Below are 13905 nucleotides of genomic sequence, written 5' to 3'. Positions count from 1 at the left end.
AGGTTTTTGTGGGAGCGGGCTTGCCCGCGATTGCGGTGTGACAGTCAGCGCATTCGTTACTGATCCACCGCCATCGCGGGCAAGCCCGCTCCCACACTTTCAGGCCGTGATGAGCCCGACTCAGTGTTGGGTCAACTGGGTCCACAAGGCTGGCGCACCCGCCGATTTGGCGATGGCTTCCAGGCGTGCCGCGTGCTCGGCCATGTCCTGCTCGCTGGCACGGATGATGGTGGTGGGCTTTCGATCTGCCGGCAGACGGCGGATTTCCGAAGGCCGGTTGCCCGAACCCTCGGCCGAACCGTTGCCGTCGGAGGCGTTGCCGGCCAGGGACAGGCTGGTCTGCCCGCCGGTCATGGTCAGGTAGACGTCCGCAAGGATCTCGGAGTCGAGCAACGCGCCGTGCAGTTCACGGCCAGAGTTGTCGACGCCATAGCGTTTGCACAAGGCATCGAGGCTGTTGCGCTGGCCCGGGTGGCGCTCACGGGCCATCATCAGGGTGTCGAGGATCGAGCAATGACGGGTGATGTCGGCCCGATCCGTCTGGCCCATCAGGGCGAATTCGTTGTTGATGAAGCCAACGTCGAACGCCGCGTTATGGATGATCAACTGCGCGCCATTGATGAACTCGAAAAACTCATCGGCGACTTCCGCAAAGCGCGGCTTGCCCACCAGGAATTCGTTGGTGATGCCGTGGACGCCAATGGCGCCTTCGTCACTTTCCCGGTCCGGTTGCAGGTACACGTGGAAATGCCGACCGGTGAGGCGGCGGCCCATCAGTTCGACACAGCCGATTTCAATGATCCGGTGGCCATCGGTCACCGGCATGCCGGTGGTTTCGGTATCGAGTACAACGGATCGGATGGCCATCAGGGTTCAGCTCTCAACGGTGTGTGTATTTCAAGGGCCGGGATATTAGCACGCTCTATAACCCAAGCGCCCCATGGACAGCCACCTTGCACCCTGGTCCAACAGTTTTTTACAAGGTTTAGCAAAGCTTGCGCAGTTTGCCTGCACCGCCCTTGTTAGCCTGCGCCGCTCCTTTCTATGCGTAAAAACCAGCCCATGCTCAAGCCAAAACACCTGCTCGCCCTGTGCCTGATCGGCGCCGCCACTGCCCAGGCCACCAGCTTTGTGATGACCACCGACGCCTTGGTCAGCCTCTCGATGAGTGCCACCAAAGGCACCAGCAGCAGCTTCAAGGATGACAAGGTCGTACTGGCGGCAAAGGACGATGCGGCAGCGTTTGTCGCCAGCCAGGGCAAGGTACGCGGCGTTCAGTTGGAATCGGCATTGCAGCATATTCGCCGCACCCTGCCGGATTTACGCGATACTGACGAGCAACTCGCCGGTGCGATCCTGATTCTGTGATAGATGAACGCAAACACCCATGATTGATACCCGATATCCCGTTGTACTGCTGGTCACCAGCCTTCTTTTGGCAGGTTGCGCATCCCCGCCCGCCGCCACTGGTCAACTGCCGCAGATCGTCGCCCATCGCGGGGGCACGGCGGACTTCCCGGAAAATACCTTGCTGGCTATCGACCAGGCCTTGGCCAATAACGTGGATGTGCTATGGCTCACGGTGCAGTTGAGCCTGGACCAGGTACCCGTGTTGTATCGACCGACAGACCTGAGCGCCAATACCGACGGCACCGGCGCCGTGGCCGGAAAAACCCTGGCCCAGTTGCAACAGCTCAATGCCGGCTGGCAATTCAAGCAGGACGGGGCCAATGGCCAGGTGACCTACCCCTACCGTACCCGTCCCGTGCCGCTGCCTTCATTGCAGCAAGCGTTGACCGTAATCCCGGCTACCACGCCGATCATCCTCGATATGAAAGCCCTGCCCGCCGACACCCAGGCCAGGGCCGTGGCCCGGGTACTGGAGCAAAACCATGCGTGGGGCCGGGTGTTGATCTACTCCACGGACGCCAGCTACCAACACGCGTTTGCCCAGTACCCCCAGGCCCGCCTGTTCGAATCCAGGGACCGAACACGCGACCGCTTGGCCAACGTCGCCCTGGCCCACAACTGCCAGCCCGCCCCCGAAGCGGGAAGTTGGGTGGCGTTTGAGTATCAGCGCAAGGTCGAGCTGGTGGAAACCTTCACCCTTGGGGAAGCACGCTCACCGGTGAATGCCAAGCTATGGACAAGGCCTGCCATCGACTGTTTCCAGTCCAGGGGCAAGGTACATATCCTGGCGATTGGCATTAACACCCAAGATGATTATCGAGCAGCGGCGTGCCGTAAAATCGATGCGGTGCTGGTGGATTCGCCCCGCGCGATGCGAGGCGTGAAGCAGCAGCTCGAATGGCCGCTGCAGTGTGACTGACGGTCAGCTCTGCTTGTAACCGCGCACTTCATCCACGCCGCGATTGGCCAACTGGTCGGCCCGCTCGTTGCCTGGGTGACCGATATGCCCGCGTACCCACTTCCAGGTGATGTTGTGGCGGTTGCACTGCTCATCCAGCAACTGCCACAGGTCGGCGTTTTTTACCGGCTCTTTGGCGGCAGTTTTCCAGCCGCGCTTTTTCCAGTTGACCATCCACTCGTTGATGCCTTTCATCACGTATTGCGAGTCCGTCACCAGCAATACATCGCAACGGCGCTTGAGCTCTTCCAGACCGCGAATGGCGCCCATCAGTTCCATGCGGTTATTGGTGGTGTTGGCTTCGCCGCCCCACAACTCCTTCTCCACGCCCTTGCACACCAGCAAGGCGCCCCAGCCGCCAGGACCAGGATTGCCCTTGCAGGCGCCGTCGGTAAAGAGTTCTACGCTATCGGTCATTACGCTATCCATCAAAGCGGGTTGCCGGTAATCGACCGGCAGCTCCCGAGGTCGAACACTGCGACCTGAATTCCAGAAAAGTGATTTATGGCTCGCTGGAGCGACGGTTGACCTTGGCCAGGGGCATCGGCACCAACTTGCCCATGGGCTCGCGCCGTACCTGGCTCACCGGCCGCAGCCCGACCACGATCTTGCGGGCCACCAGCAGGTAGAAACCGCCGCCGGACAACTGCCAGGCCCCAGCCCGGCGCTCCCAGCCAGCCAAACGGCCCTGCCACTTGGGCGAGGCAAGCGGCGGACGATAGCACCCGAAGCGGCGTTTCTCCAGCGCGAAGCCCAGCAGGTTCAACCAGTCACTGACCCGCGAGGGCGAGATGCAGCGGGCCTGGCGCAGCGCATCATGGGCGAAGACGTGCCGCAGGCCCCATGAACTCCAGGGGTTGATACCAACGATCAACAAATGGCCGCCCGGGCGCACGGCGCTCGCCGCTTCACGCAGCAAGCCATGGGGCGACAGGCAAAAATCCAGGCCATGCTGCATCACCACTACATCGGCAGCATGCTCGCTCAAGGGCCAGGCCTGTTCCTCGCAGACAATCTCGACCCCCGGCAACGGCGCGCCCAGGCGTACATTGCGCTGCACCTGGGGCGCAGGCGGCGGATTCTGGGCCGAAGGGCCGTAGTGCACCAGGTAGCCGCCAAAGAAGCGCTCCAGCTCTTCTTCGAGCATAAGCCGCTCTTGTTCCAGCAGAAATTGCCCGATCGGCCCGGACAGCCACTCACGGGCTGCGCTGATCAAGGCCAGCCACTCGGGATCGGCCTGGGCGAACGCTTTATCAGTCATTGCATTCTCCAACTCGCCAAGACGTTCTAAGATGCACCAATGTGTTCAGCTTGGCGAATAGAAGAATGATACAGATCAGTGCCCTGCCCGCCTTCACCGATAACTACATCTGGTTGTTACAAGACCATGGCAGCCATCGCTGCGCGGTGGTCGATCCCGGTGACGCCGCGCCAGTGGTGGCGTGGCTCAAACAGTATCCAGACTGGACCCTCAGTGACATCCTGGTGACCCACCATCACCACGACCATGTCGGCGGTGTGGAGCAGCTCAAGCAAGTCTCGGGCGCCACGGTGTATGGCCCGGCCAACGAAAAGATCCCGGCCCGTGACGTCGCGCTCAACGATAACGACCGTATCCAGGTGCTGGGCTGGGACCTCGATGTGTTCGCCGTGCCCGGACATACCTTGGGACATATAGCCTTTTATCATCACGGCTTGCTGTTCTGCGGCGACACCCTCTTCGCCGCCGGCTGCGGGCGTTTGTTCGAGGGCACGCCAGAACAGATGTACAACTCCCTGGAACGCCTGGCCGCCCTGCCAGTTGATACGCTGGTGTACTGCACCCACGAATACACACAAAGTAACCTGCGCTTTGCTCAGGCCGTGGAACCGAATAACGCAGATATCGCCGAACGCGTGGCAAAAGTCGGCGAACTGCGGGCAGCCGGCAAGATGACCTTACCGTCGACCCTGGCCCTGGAAAAATTGACTAACCCTTTTTTACGTACCGCGGAAACATCCGTTAAACAAAAAGCGGACGAGCGGAATGGCCGCGACAACCGCCCTGGGAGCGAGGTGTTTGCTAGCTTGCGGGCTTGGAAAGATACGTTCTAAGCAGACAGGTTCTGATACGAAATTTCTGAATGGTTGACCGGAACCAAAGCGCTTTCTAGAATCGCCCGACATTTTTGCCCGGAACTAACTTCCAGCCAATGTCGTCATCTATTCGTAAATCCAACCATTCAGACGCATTGACCCGCCTGGCTCAAGCCATTGCGGTGGCCGTTTCCGCAACTCTGGCGGGCTGCCAAACCACTCATTTCGCTGCACAATCCACCGTGCAACCCAAACCCGTTTTTACTGCCAAGATCAAGCAAAAACCCCTGTGGCTCTCAGAGAAGCCAAGCCCGCAGGTGCCCCAGGATGTCTGGGAGCGCATGCGCCAGGGGTTTCAATTGCAGGACGGTGTCGGCGTCAACCCGCGTATCGAGCAACAGCGCCTGTGGTTCGCCAGCAACCCATCGTTCCTGGAGAACGCCGGCGAACGCGGCAGCCTCTATATTCACTACATCGTCGAACGCCTTGAAGAACGCAACATGCCCCTGGAGCTGGCGCTGCTGCCAGTGATTGAAAGTGCCTACAACCCAATGGCCTATTCGCGCAGCGATGCGGTCGGCCTGTGGCAGTTCATCCCCTCCACCGGACGCTACTTCAACCTGCGCCAGACCCGCGCCTATGATGGCCGCCGCGATATCACCGCCTCCACCACCGCCGCCCTGGACTATCTGACGCGTCTGCATGACATGTTCAACGGCGACTGGCTGCTGGCCCTGGCGGCCTATAACGCCGGTGAAGGCACGGTCAGCCGGGCCATCGAGCGCAACGAGAAACTCGGCCTGCCCACCGACTACTGGAACCTGCCGCTGCCCCAGGAAACCAAGGACTACGTGCCCAAGTTCCTGGCGCTGTCCCAAGTGGTGCTGGCCCCTGAGGCCTACGGCGTCAACCTGAACCCGATTGCCAACACGCCGTACTTCGAGATGGTTGAAGTCAAGCAAAGCATGGACCTGTCCCGGGTCGCCGCGCTGGCCGAGATCGACGAAGACGAACTGTTCCAGCTCAACCCGGCCTTCAAGCAACGCACCACCCTGGATGGCCCCCAGCATTTGCTGGTGCCCACTTCCAAGGCGCAATTGCTGGCCAGTAGCCTGTCCTCGATGAACCCCGAGGAATTGTTGAGCCTGCGCCCGAAAAAGCCAGTGTTTGACGAAGTCGAGCACAAGGCCGTGGCCGGCCGTTCGCGCAGCTACAAGGTCAAGAGCGGCGACAACCTGACGCTGATTGCCAAGGCCAACAAGGTCGACGTGCATGACCTGCAGCGTTGGAACAAGCTCAATGGCCAGGCCTTGAAAGTCGGCCAGACCCTGGTGATGCAGGACACCCGCAAGCTGGTGGCCAAGGCTGGCGGCAAGAAGCCGGTGCAGTACAAGGTCAAGAAAGGTGACTCGCTGTACATGGTTGCCAAGCGCTTCAACGTCGAGATGCAACATCTCAAGCGCTGGAACCCTCGCACTGGCCAGGCGTTGAAGCCGGGGCAGATGCTGGTGGTTTCCGGACCAAGATAAACCAAGCGCAAGCAGGCTTGTTCGGGAGCTGGCTGGCCTGCGCTTGCATCGACGCGGTGTAACTGATTCACCGCGGTGCGTGCATCGCAGGCAAGCCAGCTCCCACATTTGATCTGTGCATCGCTCAAGATCCCGCCGCGCCTGAAAATGGCCTTTTCAACAGTCTTTTTCCAAGTGGAACAAGCTGTTACTGTACCGATCATAAAGCCCAAGCCGCCCGGATCGGATCTCTGACTTGAAGCGTCCCCTCCTTCTACTAATAAGTCTGGCCTTGAGCTTTTGCGCGAATGCGACCATTACCGAAAACCACGGTTATGCGCAGTTCGGTACGCTCAAGTACCCGGCCAAATTCACCCACTTCGATTGGGTAAACCCCGCAGCGCCCAAGGGCGGCACCTTGCGGGTCATGGCCTTTGGCACGTTTGACACCCTCAATCCCTATACTTTCAAAGGCTCTAGCCCGGTCTCCACCGCCAATTTCCTGCAATACGGGGTCAATGAGCTCAACGAGCCGCTGATGGTTGGCACCGGCCAGTACGCGCCGTCCGGCGACGAGCCCACGTCCAGCTACGGCCTGATTGCCCGATCGGTGGAGTACAGCGAAGACCGCAGTTGGGTGGTGTTCAACCTGCGCCCGCAAGCGCGTTTCCATGACGGCAAGCCCATTACCGCCGACGACGTGGCGTTTTCCTACCGCACGTTGCTGACCGAAGGCCATCCGCAATACCGCACCAACCTGCAGGAAGTGGCCCGGGTGGATGTACTCAACCCCCACCGCATTCGCTTCGTGTTCAAGCGCGCCGGCAACCCGTTGCTGATCCTGCGCCTGGGCGAGTTGCCGGTGCTGCCCCAGCATTACTGGAAAAACCGCGACTTCAAGGCCACCACCTTCGAGCCGCCGCTAGGCAGCGGGCCCTACCGGATCAGCCAGGTCCAACCGGGCCGGCAATTGGTGTTCGAGCGGGTCAAGGACTATTGGGGCAAGGACCTGCCGGTCAATCGCGGTTTCTACAACTACGACAAGGTCGAAGTCGAGTTCTACCGCGACAGCGACGTGGCCTTCGAAGCATTCAAAGCCGGCGAGTTCGACATTTACATCGAACACCAGGCCAAGAACTGGGCCAATGGCTACAACTTCCCGGCAGTCAATCGCGGCGACGTGATCAAGGCGCAAATTGCCCACCAGATCCCGACCCAGAGCCAGGGCCTGTTCATGAACAGCCGGCGCGCCACTTTCAGCCAGGCCAAGGTGCGCGAAGCGCTGGGGCTGATGTTCGATTTCGAGTGGACCAACCGCACCCTATTCAGCGGCGCCTATAAACGCACCCTGAGCTACTACCCCAACAGCGAATTCTCCGCCAGCGGCCTGCCGGTGGGCCATGAATGGCTGATGCTCTCACCCTACCGCGAGCAACTGCCGGCCAATCTGTTTACCCAGGCCTTCAGCCTGCCGCAGACCGAGGGGCGCGGCATCCCCCGGGAAACCTTGCGCCGTGCCCTCGGCCTACTGGCCGAAGGTGGCTGGAAACTTTCCGGGCAACGCCTGCTCAACAGCGATGGGCAGCCGCTGCGGTTTGAAATCCTGCTGGTCAACCCGAACCTGGAGCGCATCCTGCAACCGTATGTGGAAAACCTGCGCAGTATCGGCGTCGATGCGCGCTTGCGCACCGTGGACCGTGCGCAGTACAAGCAGCGCCTCGACCAGTTCGACTTCGACATGATCCTGATGACCCTCAACCAGACCCTCAGCCCCGGCCTTGAGCAGTGGCAGTACTTCCACTCCAGCCAGGCCGGGATCAAGGGCAGCAAGAACTACGCGGGCATCGCCAACCCGGTGGTCGATCACCTGCTCGAGCAGTTGCTCGCCGCCCAAACCCGCGACCAGCAAGTCGCCGCCGGCCGGGCCCTGGATCGGGTCCTATTGTGGCAGCACTACAGTATTCCCAATTGGTATCTCAACTATCATCGCCTGGCGTACCGTAACCGGTTCGCCTTCGTGACCACGCCGCCCTACAGCCTGGGCCTGAGCGCGTGGTGGCTGAAAGCATCGGAGAAACCCCAATGATGGCTTTGCGTACTGCGATTATCAGTGGCCTGCTGCTGTGCACCCAGGCTGTTGCTGCCCCTCAACATGCCTTGACCCTGTATGACGAGCCGCCCAAGTACCCGGCCAACTTCAAGCACGTCGACTACGTCAACCCGGACGCGCCCAAGGGCGGCACCTTCCGTGAGTCGGCCATGGGCAGCTTCGACAGCCTCAACCCGTTTATCAGCAAGGGCGTGCCGGCCGATAACATCACCCTGGTCTACGACACCCTGGCGCAGCAGGGCCTGGACGAGCCCATCACCGAATATGGCCTGATCGCCGGCAAGATCGAAAAAGCTCCGGATAACAGCTGGGTGCGTTTTTACCTGCGGCCCGAAGCGCGCTTCCACGATGGCCATCCAGTACGTGCCGAAGATGTGGTGTTCACCTTTGAAACCCTGATCAAGCAAGGCACGCCGATCTACCGCACCTACTACGCCGACGTCGCCGAAGTGGTGGCCGAAGACCCGCTGCGGGTGTTGTTCAAGTTCAAGCACACCAGCAACCGTGAGCTGCCGTTGATCCTTGGCCAGTTGCCGGTGCTGCCCAAGCACTGGTGGGCCGGCCGTGATTTTGCCAAGAGCAGCCTGGAGGTCCCGCTGGGCAGCGGGCCGTACAAAGTGGCCGAGGTCAAGCCGGGGCGCTCGATCCGCTACGAGCGGGTCAAGGACTACTGGGGCAAGGACCTGCCGATCAACAAGGGCCTGTACAACTTCGATTACCGCATCAGCGATTACTACCGCGATAACACCGTGGCCCTGGAGGCGCTCAAGGCTGGGCAGTTCGATTACTGGCAGGAAATGACGGCCAAAAACTGGGCCAATGCCTACAACGTCCCGGCCGTGGCCGAAGGCCGGCTGATCAAGGAAGAACTGCCCAACGGCAATCCCACCGGGATGCAGGGTTTTGTGTTCAATATCCGCAAGCCAATGTTCCAGGACGTGCGGGTGCGCAAGGCTATCAGCCTGTTGATGGACTTTGAATGGACCAACAAGCAGCTGTTCAACGGCGCCTACACCCGCACCCGCAGCTATTTTGAAAACTCGGACATGGCCGCCACCGGCCTGCCGGGCCCGGCCGAGCTGGCGATTCTCGAACCGCTGCGCGGCAGGATCCCGCCGCAAGCCTTCACCCAGGCCTTCGCTCCACCGAAAACCGATGCCAGCGGCATGATCCGCACCCAGCAGCGCGAAGCCTACCAACTGTTGCAGGAAGCCGGCTGGCGCATCGTTGACGACAAGATGGTCGACACCACCGGCAAGCCGGTGAGCATCGAGTTCATGCTGTTCCAGACTGACTTCGAGCGCGTCCTGCTGCCCTTCAAGCGTAACCTGGCAGACCTGGGCATCGAGCTGGTGATCCGCCGGGTCGATGTCTCGCAGTACGTCAACCGCGTGCGCTCGCGGGATTTCGACATGATGGTCGGCAGCTTCCCACAGTCCTCGTCACCGGGTAACGAGCAGCGTGAATTCTGGCAATCGGGCAGTGCCGACAACCCCGGCAGCCGCAACTACATCGGCCTCAAGGACCCGGCCATCGACGAATTGGTGGAACAGTTGATCAACGCCGACTCACGCAACAGCCTGGTGGCCCACGCCAAGGCCCTGGATCGGGTACTGCAGTTTGGCTACTACGTGATCCCCAACTGGCATATCAAAACCTACCGCGTGGCCTATTGGAATCACCTCGGCCACCCCAAGGTCCCGCCGCGCTACGACGTAGGCATCAACACCTGGTGGATCAAACCCGACACACCGCCGGCCACAACGCCACCCATCGACACCAGCGCCGACCCGGCGAGTGGAGGCGACTGACATGCTGGCTTATATTTTTCGCAGGTTGCTGCTGATCATCCCGACGCTGTTCGGCATTTTGCTGATCAACTTTGTCATCATCCAGGCCGCGCCCGGCGGCCCGGTGGAGCAAATGATCGCCAAGCTCGAAGGCTTTGAAGGCGCCACCAGCCGCATCGCCGGTGGCGGTGCCGAAGTGTCGGTGGCCGGCTCCAGCTACAGGGGGGCCCAGGGCCTGGACCCGACGCTGATCAAGGAAATCGAAAAGATGTACGGCTTCGACAAGTCGGCGCCGGAACGCTTGTGGATCATGGTCAAGAACTACGCCCAGCTGGATTTTGGCGACAGCTTCTTTCGCGATGCCAAGGTCATCGACCTGATCAAGGAGAAGATGCCGGTGTCCATCTCCCTCGGGCTGTGGAGCACTCTGATCATGTACCTGGTGTCGATCCCCCTGGGGATCGCCAAGGCCACCCGCCATGGCAGCCATTTTGACGTATGGACCAGTTCGGCAATCATCGTCGGCTATGCGATCCCGGCGTTCCTGTTTGCCATCCTGTTGATCGTGGTGTTTGCCGGTGGCAGCTATTTCGACTGGTTTCCGCTACGCGGGCTGACGTCCAACAACTTCGAGGAGCTGAGCTGGGGCGCCAAGATCCTCGACTACTTCTGGCACCTGGCGCTACCGGTCACGGCCCTGGTGATCGGTAACTTCGCCACCATGACCCTGCTGACCAAGAACAGCTTTCTCGACGAAATCAACAAGCAGTACGTAATCACCGCCAAGGCCAAGGGCCTGACCAATCACCGCGTGCTCTACGGCCACGTGTTCCGCAACGCCATGCTGCTGGTGATCGCCGGGTTCCCTTCGGCCTTTATCGGCATCTTCTTTACCGGCTCGCTGCTGGTGGAGGTGATTTTCTCCCTCGACGGCCTGGGCCTGATGAGTTTTGAAGCGGCGATCAATCGCGATTACCCGGTGGTGTTCGGCACCCTGTTTATCTTCACCCTGCTAGGCCTGGTGGTGAAACTGATTGGCGATTTGACCTACACCCTGGTCGACCCACGCATCGACTTCGAAAGCCGGGAGCATTGAGATGAATCTATCCCCCCTCAATCGCCGCCGCTTCGAACGCTTCAAGGCCAACAAACGCGGCTGGTGGTCGCTGTGGCTGTTCCTGATCCTGTTTGGCCTGAGCCTGGGAGCCGAGTTGATCGCCAACGACAAGCCGCTGGCCGTGCATTACGACGGCGACTGGTACTTCCCGGCGCTCAAGCGCTACCCAGAAACCACCTTCGGCGGCGAATTCCCCCTGGAAGCCAACTACAAAAGCCCGTACATCCGCGAACTGCTCAAGGCCAAGGATGCCTGGACGCTCTGGGCGCCGATCCCCTACAGCTACCAGAGCATCAATTACGACCTGAAAGTCCCGGCCCCGGCCCCGCCGTCGGCCGACAACCTGCTGGGCACCGACGACCAGGGCCGCGACGTGCTCGCACGGGTGATCTATGGCTTTCGGGTCTCGGTGCTGTTTGCCCTGACCCTCACGGTATTGAGTTCGATCATCGGCGTGGCGGCCGGGGCCTTGCAGGGGTTCTATGGCGGCTGGGTCGACCTGGCCGGCCAGCGCTTCCTGGAAATCTGGTCCGGGCTGCCGGTGCTGTACCTGCTGATCATCCTTGCCAGCTTCGTGCAACCGAACTTCTGGTGGCTGCTGGGGATCATGCTGCTGTTTTCCTGGATGAGCCTGGTGGACGTGGTGCGCGCCGAGTTCCTGCGCGGGCGCAACCTGGAATACGTGCGCGCGGCCCGGGCCCTGGGCATGCAGAACGGCGCGATCATGTTCCGCCATATCCTGCCCAACGCCATGGTCTCGACCATGACCTTCATGCCTTTCATCCTCACCGGCGCGATTGGCACCCTGACTGCCCTGGACTTCCTGGGCTTCGGCCTGCCCGCCGGCTCGCCATCCCTGGGCGAGTTGGTGGCCCAGGGCAAATCCAACCTGCAGGCGCCATGGCTGGGCATCAGCGCCTTTGCGGTGCTGGCGATCATGCTGAGTTTGCTGGTGTTTATCGGCGAGTCCGCTCGCGATGCCTTCGACCCGAGGAAATGAGATGAATCAGGACAATCTGATCGAAGTCCGCGACCTCAGCGTCGAGTTCGTCACCGGCGAGCAGCATCAGCGCGTGGTGGAAAACATCAGCTTCGATATTCGCCGTGGTGAAACCCTGGCCCTGGTCGGCGAAAGCGGTTCCGGCAAATCGGTGACCGCCCACTCGATCCTGCGCCTGTTGCCCTACCCCCTGGCGCGGCATCCATCCGGCACCATCGAGTATGCCGGGCAGGATCTGCTGACCCTGAAAGAAAAGCCCTTGCGCCAGATTCGCGGCAACCGCATTGCGATGATCTTCCAGGAGCCGATGACCTCGCTGAACCCGCTGCACTCCATCGAAAAGCAGATCAACGAAGTGCTGGGCCTGCACAAGGGCCTGACCGGCAAGGCCGCGACCCTGCGCACCCTGGAGCTACTGGACCTGGTGGGCATCCCCGAACCGCACAAGCGCCTCAAGGCCCTGCCCCATGAATTGTCTGGCGGCCAGCGCCAGCGGGTGATGATCGCCATGGCCCTGGCCAACGAGCCGGAACTGCTGATCGCCGACGAGCCGACCACCGCCCTGGACGTGACCGTGCAGTTGAAGATCCTCGAACTGCTCAAGGAGTTGCAGGCGCGCCTGGGCATGGCGCTGCTGCTGATCAGCCATGACTTGAACCTGGTGCGGCGCATTGCCCACCGCGTGTGTGTGATGCAGCGCGGTTGCATTGTCGAGCAGGCGTCCTGTGAGGCGCTGTTCCGCTCCCCGCAGCACCCTTACACCCAGGAACTGCTGGCCGCCGAGCCCAGTGGCGGGCCGGCGACCAATGCGATTGGCCCGCCGCTGCTGGAAGTCGACGACCTCAAGGTCTGGTTCCCGATCAAAAAAGGCTTTTTGCGCAACACCGTCGACTACGTCAAGGCCGTGGACGGTATCCACTTCAGCCTGCCCCAGGGCCAGACCCTGGGCATTGTCGGTGAAAGCGGCTCGGGCAAATCCACCCTCGGCCTGGCGATCCTGCGGCTGATCGGCAGCAAGGGCGGGATCCGTTTTGAAGGCCAGCAACTGGACCAACTGACCCAACAACAGGTACGGCCATTGCGCCGGGAAATGCAGGTGGTGTTCCAGGACCCGTTTGGCAGCCTGAGCCCACGCATGTGCGTCAGCGAGATCGTCGGCGAAGGCTTGCGCATCCATAAGATCGGCACCGCTGGCGAACAGGAAGCGGCGATTATCGCGGCGCTCAAGGAAGTGGGGCTGGACCCGCAGACCCGCCACCGTTACCCCCACGAATTCTCCGGCGGCCAACGCCAACGCATCGCCATCGCCCGCGCCCTGGTGCTCAAGCCACGCCTGATCCTGCTGGACGAACCGACCTCGGCCCTGGACCGCACGGTACAGCGCCAGGTGGTGGAACTGCTGCGCAACCTGCAAGCCAAGTACAACCTGACCTACCTGTTCATCAGCCACGACCTGGCGGTGGTCAAGGCCCTGAGCCATCAGTTGATGGTGGTCAAGCAGGGCCAGGTGGTGGAACAGGGGGATGCCAAGACGATCTTCGCCGATCCGCAGCATGCCTATACCCGGCAGCTGCTGGAGGCCGCGTTCCTGGTGCCGACTTCGCGTATCTGATCTGGCTTGATGCTGGGGGGGGCGGGATCCACCGCTGCCTCCCACACTTGATGTTTAGGACTGAGATAAATACCAGGGGCGGTGCGAGATAAACCTGGGACACTCCGGGATAAAACGGTCCATGGTGAGCGGAGTTCTGAAATAGAGTTGCAGCCAGTGCAATGAAAATGACCACGCTACGTAACGAGGCCGCCGCCAAACCGTCGATACCGGCACCGACAAACGCACGGGCGAAATCAGAACCGCCCAGGTGACGCTGGTGCGCACCACCGACGCGGCAGGAAAACCGATCACGTTCCGCACGGACCCAGGCTTTAACCATGC

The 13905-nt window shown here is 61.1% G+C and carries 12 protein-coding genes; 9 read left to right on the top strand and 3 right to left on the bottom strand.

The annotated features are described in order from the left end of the window. Positions 1 to 120: 120 nt before the first annotated feature. The gene (gene dnaQ / locus HBO11_RS06270) at positions 121 to 861 is read right to left on the bottom strand and encodes a DNA polymerase III subunit epsilon (RefSeq protein WP_162947798.1); all 741 of its coding nucleotides are present in this window, start codon (positions 859 to 861) and stop codon (positions 121 to 123) included. Between the two features lie 201 nt (positions 862 to 1062). On the opposite strand from dnaQ, the gene HBO11_RS06265 reads away from it, so the two are divergent. Next, on the top strand, positions 1063 to 1368 hold the full coding sequence (locus tag HBO11_RS06265; protein ID WP_169953260.1) for a DUF2388 domain-containing protein: 306 nt from the start codon (positions 1063 to 1065) through the stop codon (positions 1366 to 1368). Between the two features lie 19 nt (positions 1369 to 1387). Next, on the top strand, positions 1388 to 2329 hold the full coding sequence (locus HBO11_RS06260) for a glycerophosphodiester phosphodiesterase family protein (protein ID WP_169953258.1): 942 nt from the start codon (positions 1388 to 1390) through the stop codon (positions 2327 to 2329). 3 nt (positions 2330 to 2332) lie between these two features. On the opposite strand, the gene rnhA is transcribed toward HBO11_RS06260, so the two are convergent. Then, positions 2333 to 2785, bottom strand: a complete 453-nt coding sequence (rnhA, locus tag HBO11_RS06255) for a ribonuclease HI (protein ID WP_029291380.1) — start codon at positions 2783 to 2785, stop codon at positions 2333 to 2335. A gap of 85 nt (positions 2786 to 2870) precedes the next feature. Next, a complete protein-coding gene (locus HBO11_RS06250; protein ID WP_169953256.1) occupies positions 2871 to 3629 on the bottom strand; it encodes a methyltransferase domain-containing protein in 759 nt (252 codons plus the stop codon). Positions 3630 to 3694: 65 nt separating this feature from the next. Here HBO11_RS06250 and gloB point away from each other — a divergent pair, with 65 nt between their 5' ends. From gloB to HBO11_RS06215, 7 genes are all read left to right on the top strand, one after another. Continuing rightward, on the top strand, positions 3695 to 4462 hold the full coding sequence (gene gloB / locus HBO11_RS06245; RefSeq protein WP_169953254.1) for a hydroxyacylglutathione hydrolase: 768 nt from the start codon (positions 3695 to 3697) through the stop codon (positions 4460 to 4462). 98 nt (positions 4463 to 4560) lie between these two features. After that, positions 4561 to 5973: a lytic transglycosylase domain-containing protein gene (locus tag HBO11_RS06240; RefSeq protein WP_169953252.1), complete on the top strand. Its 1413-nt coding sequence runs from the start codon at positions 4561 to 4563 to the stop codon at positions 5971 to 5973. Positions 5974 to 6208: 235 nt separating this feature from the next. After that, the gene (locus HBO11_RS06235) at positions 6209 to 8038 is read left to right on the top strand and encodes an extracellular solute-binding protein (protein WP_169953250.1); all 1830 of its coding nucleotides are present in this window, start codon (positions 6209 to 6211) and stop codon (positions 8036 to 8038) included. After that, positions 8035 to 9873: an extracellular solute-binding protein gene (locus HBO11_RS06230; RefSeq protein ID WP_169953248.1), complete on the top strand. Its 1839-nt coding sequence runs from the start codon at positions 8035 to 8037 to the stop codon at positions 9871 to 9873. The genes HBO11_RS06235 and HBO11_RS06230 overlap by 4 nt, the downstream gene beginning before the upstream one ends. Position 9874: 1 nt before the next feature. Then, positions 9875 to 10948 carry a microcin C ABC transporter permease YejB gene (locus HBO11_RS06225; RefSeq protein WP_169953246.1) on the top strand — a complete coding sequence of 358 codons (1074 nt, stop codon included), beginning with the start codon at positions 9875 to 9877 and terminating at the stop codon, positions 10946 to 10948. Position 10949: 1 nt separating this feature from the next. Then, the gene (locus tag HBO11_RS06220; RefSeq protein WP_029291368.1) at positions 10950 to 11969 is read left to right on the top strand and encodes an ABC transporter permease; all 1020 of its coding nucleotides are present in this window, start codon (positions 10950 to 10952) and stop codon (positions 11967 to 11969) included. Between the two features lies 1 nt (position 11970). After that, positions 11971 to 13581, top strand: a complete 1611-nt coding sequence (locus tag HBO11_RS06215) for an ABC transporter ATP-binding protein (RefSeq protein ID WP_169953244.1) — start codon at positions 11971 to 11973, stop codon at positions 13579 to 13581. The last annotated feature ends 324 nt before the right edge of the window (positions 13582 to 13905 follow it).

Origin of the sequence: Pseudomonas sp. WS 5010, assembly GCF_012985565.1 — a bacterium.
Taxonomy (GTDB): domain Bacteria; phylum Pseudomonadota; class Gammaproteobacteria; order Pseudomonadales; family Pseudomonadaceae; genus Aquipseudomonas.
This window is presented reverse-complemented; position numbering and strand designations above follow the sequence as displayed.